This is a genomic window from Streptomyces blattellae (assembly GCF_009709555.1).
Taxonomy (GTDB): Bacteria; Actinomycetota; Actinomycetes; order Streptomycetales; family Streptomycetaceae; genus Streptomyces; species Streptomyces blattellae.
Genome location: NZ_WJBG01000134.1, coordinates 23,505 through 31,174 on the forward strand (window position 1 = coordinate 23,505; position 7,670 = coordinate 31,174).

Here is a 7,670-nt window from a genome sequence, read left to right on the forward strand (position 1 = left end):
GGCCTCGGTTCTGCCGTGGAAGCGCGCGGATCGCTCCACAAGCCTGTCCTGTCACGGCGTGAGACCTGCCTGGCAGGGAACCCGCATTCAGACAAAGAGCCTGCGTTGCCGCTGGCAGACGAAGCAGACCTCACCAAGCGCATCCCCACCTGCGGCCCGGTCTCAGCAGTTCCCAAGGCGGCGCCGAGCCAACTGCCTCTCGTTCCCTTCGGACACTGCCGAGCACAGTGGCCGCCCCGATGTCTGCAGCGACGTCGCACCAGGGAGTAAACCGTTGGCACCGTCCGAGGCGTCGGAGGCGTGGCCGCACTCGACGATGGCGTGGCCGCACGCGACGAGATGTGGGGAGTGGCGGCGGCTCGCCGCGGCGTCACCGCAGTGCTTGCCACTGTTGCGGAGGTGGCCGACGGCACGCTGCCGTGTCGCATCCCCGCCCGGCTGCCACCTGGGCTTTTTATGCGTCGGCGGACCGGCTGGTATGAGGTGTTACGGGATCGCCAAGCGCCAGATGCGGGCCCAGGTGGAGGCGTACTGGCGAGGCAGCGGGCCGCTGGTGTACGGGATGCCGTACTTCTCGCACAGCTTGCGCACCCGGGGAGCGATCTGGGCGTAACGGTTGCTGGGCAGGTCCGGGAAGAGGTGGTGCTCGATCTGGTGGCTGAGGTTGCCGGTGAGGATGTGCAGGAGAGGGCCGCCGTCAATGTTCGCCGAGCCCAGTGCCTGCCGTACATACCACTCGCCGCGCGACTCGCCCTCGATCTCGTCCTCGGTGAAGGATTCCGCACCGGCGGGGAAGTGGCCGCAGAAGATGACGGTGTGCGCCCAGATGTTGCGGGTCACATTGGCGGTGAGGTTGCCAAGCAGGCAGGGCAGGGCGGACGGGCCGGCCAGCAGCGGGAAGAGGACGTAGTCCTTGGTGAACTGCCGTGCCGCCTTGCGGGCCATACCCGCGAGGTCCCCCAGGAACGCGCGCACGGACTTGCGGCCCTGGACGACCGCCTCGGGCTCCAGGTCGTACAGCGCGATGGCCCACTCGAAGAGTGGTGCCAGCAGCGGTCCGCCGTAGAGGGGCTGGAGGAGATGGACGGGGTGCCAGGGCTGGTCCTCGCTCATCCGCAGGGCCACGTAGCCCAGGTCCCGGTCCCGGCCCACCACGTTGGTCCAGGTGTGGTGCAGATCGTTGTGGGTGTGCTTCCAGGCGGCGGCCGGGGTGGGGAAGTCCCACTCCCAGGTGGTGGAGTGGACGGCCGGATCGCGCATCCAGTCCCACTGGCCGTGCAGGATGTTGTGGCCCAGCTCCATGTTCTCCAGGATCTTGGCGGTGGTGAGCATCGCCGTCCCGGCCAGCCAGGCGGGCGGCAGCAGGGAGACGGCCAGTGCAGCCCGGCCGCCGGCTTCCAGGGCGCGGTGCACGGTGATGAGGGTACGGATGTAGCGGGCGTCCTCGGCGCCGCGCTCGGCCAGCACCTCGGCGCGGATACGGTCCAGTTCCTGCCCGAAGGCGTCGGCTTCGGGCTGCGCGAGAGCAAGGGCAGCGGCCACTGGTTCTTCCTTCCTGAGGGTTCGAGGCTCGACAGATCGGCTCTACAGGTCGATGTGGACGGGGCCGCAGGCGGCCGACACGCAGGTCTGGATCAGATCGCCGGGCTCGCCGTGTACGTCGCCGGTCCGCAGATCGCGGACCCGGCCGGCGGACAGCGGGCTGACGCAGCTGTGGCAGATGCCCATACGGCAGCCGCTGGGCATGACGACACCCGCCGCCTCGCCCACGTCCAGCAGGGGCGTGGCGGAGTCGGCGTCCGTCTCCACACCGCTGCGGGTGAAGCGCACCCGCCCGCCATGCCCGCCCGACCCACTGCCAGGAGCGGCCAGCGATGGCAGCCGGAACCGCTCCAGATGCAGCCGGTGCCGGGCATCCGCGTCACGCCAGGCCCGCTCGGCGAACGCGAGCAGCCCGTCCGGGCCGCAGGCCCAGGTCTCGCGTTCCGCCCAGTCAGGGCACAGCGCGTCCAAGCGCGCCCGGTCCAGCCGCCCTTCCCGGCGGGTGTGGTGTTCGTACAGCGTGAACCCACTCTCGCGGGCGGCCATGGCCCGGAGCTCACCGCCGAAGACCACTCGGTCGGCGTCCGGCGCGCTGTGCACCAGCACGGTGTCCGGGCGGCAGCCCGTCCGCAAGGCGAGCGCGCGCAGCATGGCCACCACGGGAGTGATGCCGATACCGCCGGTCAGGAACAGCAAGCGCGCCGGCGGCGGATCCGGCAGCACGAAATCCCCCTGGACGGGACCGAGGCGCAGGGTCTCCCCGGGCCGGGCCCGATGGGCCAGGTGCGTCGACACCCGCCCGTCCGGGATCGCCCGTACGGTGATCGCGAAACGCCCGGAGCCGTCCGGCGGGGTCGTGATCGAGTACGTCCGCCAGTGCAGCACGCCGCCGACGGCCACCCCCACGGGCACGTACTGCCCCGCCGCGCGATGCCCCGACCAGCCGCGCCCCACCCGCACCACGAGCGTCGTCGCGTCCGCCGTCTCCGCCCGGACCACCTCCACCCGGCCCGCCGGCCACCTGGCCGACCACAGCGGATCGACGACCGTCAGGAAATCGTCCGGCAGCAACGGGGTGGTCAGCCGCCCGGCTCCCTGCCAGACGGGCCGCGCCAGGTGTCGGAGCACACCGACCATCCCGCCTCTCCGTTCCTCGCCACTCTCCGATCACCTACGCTCACGCAGCCGTGGCCGACCGGCAAGCCGGGTTGCTCCTCCCCTGACCCGTACGACCCCCGGCGCAAGCCGGCCCGCTGCGCGCCGTCATACCTCGCCGCCGCTGTGGACACGCCATGCGACGTACTGCGCACCCCGGCCACGGCTTGCCCGGCCCTCGTTCCCGACGCCCCTGCCTGGTGAGGCGGCCGACAAGTGCACCGCGGCACCGGCCGCGACGGCGGGAAGGGCCAAGGCGGTGGTGACCGGGAGCGGGAACTCCCCCGATCGGCGGGGTGGCGGAACGCGGCACGCTGCGGGGCTACCAGTTCGACAAGGTCGAGATGTTCCAGATCGGCATCGGCCGGGCCGCAGCCGTCGTCAAGCCGCCCGGCGCCGACCCGATCGTGCTCCTCAACCCTCGTATCGCTGCCGCCTCGGACGAGATGCACGAGAAACTCGAAGGCTGCCTTTCGTTCTTTGACGTACGGGCGCCGGTTCCCAGGCCCCTGCGGATCACCGTCGAGACGATGACGCCGGATGGCAGCACCGCGACCACGGTCTACGAACGGGGTGAAGCCCGTCTCATCGCGCACGAGATCGATCACCTTGGTGGTCTTCTGCTGCTGAATCGGATGCGGCCCGGCGTGACCCCGATCCCCGTCGAGGAGTACCGCACGACGGCCGAAGCCACCGGCCGGGCCTGGTCATACGAGTAGAAGAGGCAGGGCACGACCGTGGGCAGGCACGCCCGTCCCGGACCGCCGGACCAGCCATCCCGCACGGTCCGTAGCATCGACCCCGACGACCCACTCGCTCCCTACCACCAGCGCAGGCGTGCGCCGATGGACGTCTACCGCCGACACGGGCCCGTCAGCGGCGGGGCCACCCATGTACAGCCCGAGGAACCGCGGGTTCTCGAGTCCTGGGACGGCTTCACGACACCGATGGTGTCCAACTCCGTTCCCTCACGTCCTGGACGGTGAGGTCGACTGCGCGGGCGCGAGCCAGACCTGGATCGCCACGCCGTGACTGGCTATCGCCACTGTCTCAACGCCGCTTCGTACAGCCTCGTCGACGACGCCGTCGAACCGTTCCAGCACCTCCAGGCCACTCTCGCCGTCGGGCACGCGCGTCGTGGGATCGACGGGCCAGTCAAAGGCGAGCTCCAGGAATGCGGTGTGGGAGGCGTGGTCGCTCGCACCTTCCCGGCGGCCGGCGGAGACTTCCCGGATCCCTTCACGGACGAGTACCCGCCGCCCGCGGTCTGCTGCGAGCGGGACCGCGGTGAGTGCGGTGCACTGGTAGGCGCAGGCATAGAGGGCGTCGATCTTCTCGTCGGCGAGGGCGGTGAGAAGAGCAGCGGCTTGCTGCAATGCGCCTTGCGTATGAACGATTCAGCTCAAGTCCACTTGCCGTTCGGCGTGCTGCGCAGTCTGCGCTTGGCACCTGCCACAGACTCCTGGCGGGAGCTCCACCAGGCCCGATGGCTACAGACAACTCTGTCGGCGTCACGCTCCAACACCGGCACTGTGGCCGCCCAACTTCTCGACGTCGGGCTCCTTACCCAATGCCCGGCCCGTCCTGACCGGCTCGCTGCCGCAGACTGGGCGCTGCGCGCCGCCTGCCGCGTCCGTACAGACTGCGGCCCGCTTCCGCGACTTGTCACCTTGTGCCTCACAGCGCATGCCGCCCCGGATGGCAACGACGGAACAGCGGAACTGGAGCGACTGGCACGCGAGTGCGGGCTGGCCAGACCGGAGTTCACGGATGCGCTCGACCAATTGATGGTCACAGGAGGCATCGACTCTTGGAAAGTGCACTCGCTGTCGGGGGACCTGCACTGGACACTGGCAGGACACAGAGGGCGTGGTTTCGGAGGCGCGGCGCGCCGGTGATCGAGAGACGTCGACGGCCCGCCACGCTCACTGCGGAGCTCGTGAGCAACATTGCCAGAGCGACACCAGGACGCCTCCTCGGGTCAGTCAGCGGCGAAGCGAGAACATGCTGGGCTCACGTCGAATTCTCGCTGCCCGCTCCGAAGCGTTCGCTGAGCGATCCTCCGAGCACCTGAAGTGTTCCAACGGTCTCAGCCACCCGACCGAACGGCGGGTCCGAGTCGACGGCGATTTCAAGCCCTCGTGGCTACATGTCGACTGTCATCTCGTGATTCCGCCGCCATCGCGATCCCGTTGGTTCTCGGTGCCAACCATCCTCGGTATGTGACAACTAGCGTCGGTGGTCACAGCAGACTAACGCCGTACGCGCGGCATCCCCAGACCGATCCACGAGATGATCTCCCGCTGGATCTCGTTGTTGCCGCCGCCGAAGGTGAAGATCACCGCGGAGCGGTAGCCGCGTTCCAGCTCGCCGTGGAGGACCGCGCCCGCCGAGCCCTCCTTCAGGGCGCCCGCGGCGGCGACGATCTCCATGAGCCAGGCGTAGGCGTCACGGCGGGCCTCGGAGCCGTACACCTTGACCGCGGAGGCGTCCTGCGGGGTGAGGGTGCCTTCCTGGACGGCGCTCACCATCTGCCAGTTGAGGAGCTTCATCGCGTCGAGCCGGGTTTGGGTGCGGGCGAGGAGGCGGCGGACCCAGGGGAGGTCGACGACGCGGCGGCCGTCGGCGAGCTTGGTCTCCACCGCCCAGCGCTGGACGTCGTGCAGGGCCCGGATGGCCATCGTGCCGTGCGCGGCGAGGGTGACGCGCTCGTGGTTGAGCTGGTTGGTGATCAGCCGCCAGCCCTGGTTCTCCTCCCCCACGCGGCGCGAGACGGGGACGCGGATGTTCTCGTAGTAGCTCGCCGTGGTGTCGTGCGAGGCGAGGGTGTTGATCAGGGTGCAGGAGTAGCCGGGGTCGGAGGTCGGCACCAGCAGCATGGTGATACCCCGGTGGGGCGGGGCGTCCGGGTCGGTGCGCACCGCGAGCCACACCCAGTCCGCGGTGTCCCCGTTGGTCGTCCAGATCTTCTGGCCGTTGACGACATAGGCGTCGCCGTCCCGCACCGCGCGTGTCTTCAGCGCGGCCAGGTCGGTTCCGGCGTCGGGCTCGCTGTAGCCGATGGCGAAGTCGATCTCGCCGGAGAGGATCTTCGGCAGGAAGTACGCCTTCTGTTCGTCGGTCCCGTACCGCATGATCGTCGGGCCGACGGTGTTGAGCGCCATCAGGGGCAGCGGTACGGCTGCCTGGGCGGCCTCGTCGAAGAAGATGAACTGCTCCATCGCGGTCAGTCCGCGGCCGCCGTACTCCTCGGGCCAGCCGACACCGAGCCGGCCGTCGGTGCCGAGACGCCGGATGGTGTCTCGGTAGAACCGCTTCTGAGCCGCCGGGTCCGCGAACCGGGTCTGGGCGTGCTGTGGCACCAACTCCGCGAAGTAGGCGCGCAGTTCGGTGCGCAGCCGCTGCTGCTCGGGCGTGTAGTCGAGATGCACGGCGCCTCCAGGCTTCCCCAGGCCGGTCCTGACGGCGCACACCGTAGAACGTGTTCCAGAAATTGGGAATGCCGAATCGGGAATGCCTGGCTGCCCGCAGCGTGCTCAGTCCAGGCTGGCGAGGAAGTCGGTGCACGCCCGTGCGCAGTCCCGGCACGACGTGGCCGCCTCCTCGGCGCCCGGCTCCCGGTCGTACAGGTGCGCGCACTCAAGGCACACCGTCCGGCACCACTCCAACTGCATGCGCAGGCTCGCCTCGTCCTGGTCCTGCTGTTCGGACAGCGCACGACAGGTCGCGTCGCACACTTCCGCGCACATGATGCCCTTGCGTCGTGCGAGTTCCTGGTTCTGTGTCCCGCCCGGGTCCAGGAGGCTGGCGCGCAGGGCACACGCGCGTGCGCACTCGGTGCACGACTGCGCGCATGCGAAGCGGTCCTCAAGGAACCGGACGAGTTCCTGTTGGGATGCCGTCACACCTGGCGGGTAGCCGGAGCCGGACGTGCCAAACCCCGTGGACCGGGTTCACGGCAGGTACCTCGGGTACTCGCGCGACCATGAGCACCCCATGGATCGAGATCGCGGGGACGCACGCCGCCACCGGCCGCGGCGCCACCGGCGTCGGGCTGGTCCTGGCGGGCGTCGTGGTCGTGGCGCTGCTGCTCGGCGCCGTCCGGCTGGGCGCCGGCGTACGTCGCCGCGAGCCTCCCTCGCCGCGTCCCGAGGAGCAGCCGAGGCTGCCGAACGACGGCCCGGTCCGCGAGGTCCTGGAGAACCGTGAGCCCGACGAGGTGCCCCGGGGCCGTCACCGTCTGACGCCGCACCGGCTGGACGGCCACGGCACCGCGGCGACCCGGCCGGGTCCGTCACACCGAGGGAAGTGAGACCCATGGCCGACTCCGGCCGCAGCACCCTCCCGCTGCCCGACTACGACCATCTGCCGATCGGCGGCCTGGAGAGCCGGGTACGGTCACTGACCGCCGAGGAGGTCGAGACGCTGCTGACGTACGAGCGCTCGCACGCCGACCGCGTTCCGGTGACCTCCGTCCTGACGGCCCGGCTGGAGCAGTTGCGCACCGGCGCCGAGCCGACGTCCGGCGATCCGGGCGCCCTGCGCCCCGAGCAGACCGCACGCCACACGGGCTCACCCGTCTCGCCAGCGACCTCGCCGGAACCCTTCGGCCCGCCGCCCCACGGCACACCGGACCAGCGGGGCAGGCCCAAGTCCGACCGCGCGTAGGCGCTCCGCTGGAAGTGCGGTGCGTCGGCCGCAGGTCCATCGTGGCTGGTCGCGCCCGCGCGGCGGTAGCCGCACATCGACACAGCCCGCTGCCCCTTTGGGGCACACCAATACGCACCGGCACTTCGACGGACCCGCTTGGTCGCTCCGCCAGCTGCCCCACGATGTGCCGTCCTTCGACCACGGCGCCATCGTGACCGGTCACACCGACACGGCGGCGCCGCGCATGGACTCAACCCCGCCGCAGGACCCTGCCCGCATCCAGCCGCCCGACCCGATCCACGTCCTCCCGCCCCCCGTACCCT

The 7,670-nt window shown here is 70.3% G+C and carries 9 protein-coding genes; 4 read left to right on the top strand and 5 right to left on the bottom strand.

Annotated elements, in window-relative coordinates; translation table 11 throughout:
• Positions 1-486: 486 nt before the first annotated feature.
• Together GFH49_RS14005 and GFH49_RS14010 are read right to left on the bottom strand one after the other, a co-directional pair.
• Entirely contained in the window at positions 487-1,542 is a 1,056-nt protein-coding gene (locus GFH49_RS14005; RefSeq protein ID WP_155056201.1) for a fatty acid desaturase family protein, read from the bottom strand.
• Between the two features lie 42 nt (positions 1,543-1,584).
• On the bottom strand, positions 1,585-2,679 hold the full coding sequence (locus GFH49_RS14010) for a ferredoxin reductase (protein WP_155056202.1): 1,095 nt from the start codon (positions 2,677-2,679) through the stop codon (positions 1,585-1,587).
• A 314-nt stretch (positions 2,680-2,993) separates the two neighbouring features.
• Between GFH49_RS14010 and GFH49_RS14015 the strand changes: the two genes are divergently transcribed.
• Positions 2,994-3,416: a peptide deformylase gene (locus GFH49_RS14015; protein WP_230396284.1), complete on the top strand. Its 423-nt coding sequence runs from the start codon at positions 2,994-2,996 to the stop codon at positions 3,414-3,416.
• A gap of 249 nt (positions 3,417-3,665) precedes the next feature.
• Here the strand turns inward: GFH49_RS14015 and GFH49_RS14020 are convergent, their stop codons facing one another.
• The 3 genes from GFH49_RS14020 to GFH49_RS14030 form a co-directional block, all read right to left on the bottom strand.
• On the bottom strand, positions 3,666-4,073 hold the full coding sequence (locus GFH49_RS14020) for a histidine phosphatase family protein (protein ID WP_196217974.1): 408 nt from the start codon (positions 4,071-4,073) through the stop codon (positions 3,666-3,668).
• Between the two features lie 876 nt (positions 4,074-4,949).
• Positions 4,950-6,128 carry an acyl-CoA dehydrogenase family protein gene (locus GFH49_RS14025; protein ID WP_155056204.1) on the bottom strand — a complete coding sequence of 393 codons (1,179 nt, stop codon included), beginning with the start codon at positions 6,126-6,128 and terminating at the stop codon, positions 4,950-4,952.
• Between the two features lie 105 nt (positions 6,129-6,233).
• A complete protein-coding gene (locus GFH49_RS14030; protein ID WP_155056205.1) occupies positions 6,234-6,602 on the bottom strand; it encodes a four-helix bundle copper-binding protein in 369 nt (122 codons plus the stop codon).
• An 80-nt stretch (positions 6,603-6,682) separates the two neighbouring features.
• On the opposite strand from GFH49_RS14030, the gene GFH49_RS14035 reads away from it, so the two are divergent.
• From GFH49_RS14035 to GFH49_RS40090, 3 genes are all read left to right on the top strand, one after another.
• Positions 6,683-7,009 (top strand): DUF6479 family protein, encoded by a 327-nt coding sequence (locus GFH49_RS14035; RefSeq protein WP_155056206.1) that lies wholly within the window; start codon positions 6,683-6,685, stop codon positions 7,007-7,009.
• A gap of 5 nt (positions 7,010-7,014) precedes the next feature.
• Positions 7,015-7,365: a DUF8129 domain-containing protein gene (locus GFH49_RS14040; protein WP_155056207.1), complete on the top strand. Its 351-nt coding sequence runs from the start codon at positions 7,015-7,017 to the stop codon at positions 7,363-7,365.
• 97 nt (positions 7,366-7,462) lie between these two features.
• The coding region (locus tag GFH49_RS40090; protein WP_230396285.1) for a hypothetical protein at positions 7,463-7,670 on the top strand (208 nt) is incomplete at its 3' end.

Coding starts and splice junctions, on each gene's coding strand:
- GFH49_RS14010 (WP_155056202.1), bottom strand. CDS start 2,679: ATGGTCGGTGTGCTCCGACACCTGGCGCGGCCCGTCTGGCAGGGAGCC.
- GFH49_RS14035 (WP_155056206.1), top strand. CDS start 6,683: ATGAGCACCCCATGGATCGAGATCGCGGGGACGCACGCCGCCACCGGC.
- GFH49_RS14040 (WP_155056207.1), top strand. CDS start 7,015: ATGGCCGACTCCGGCCGCAGCACCCTCCCGCTGCCCGACTACGACCAT.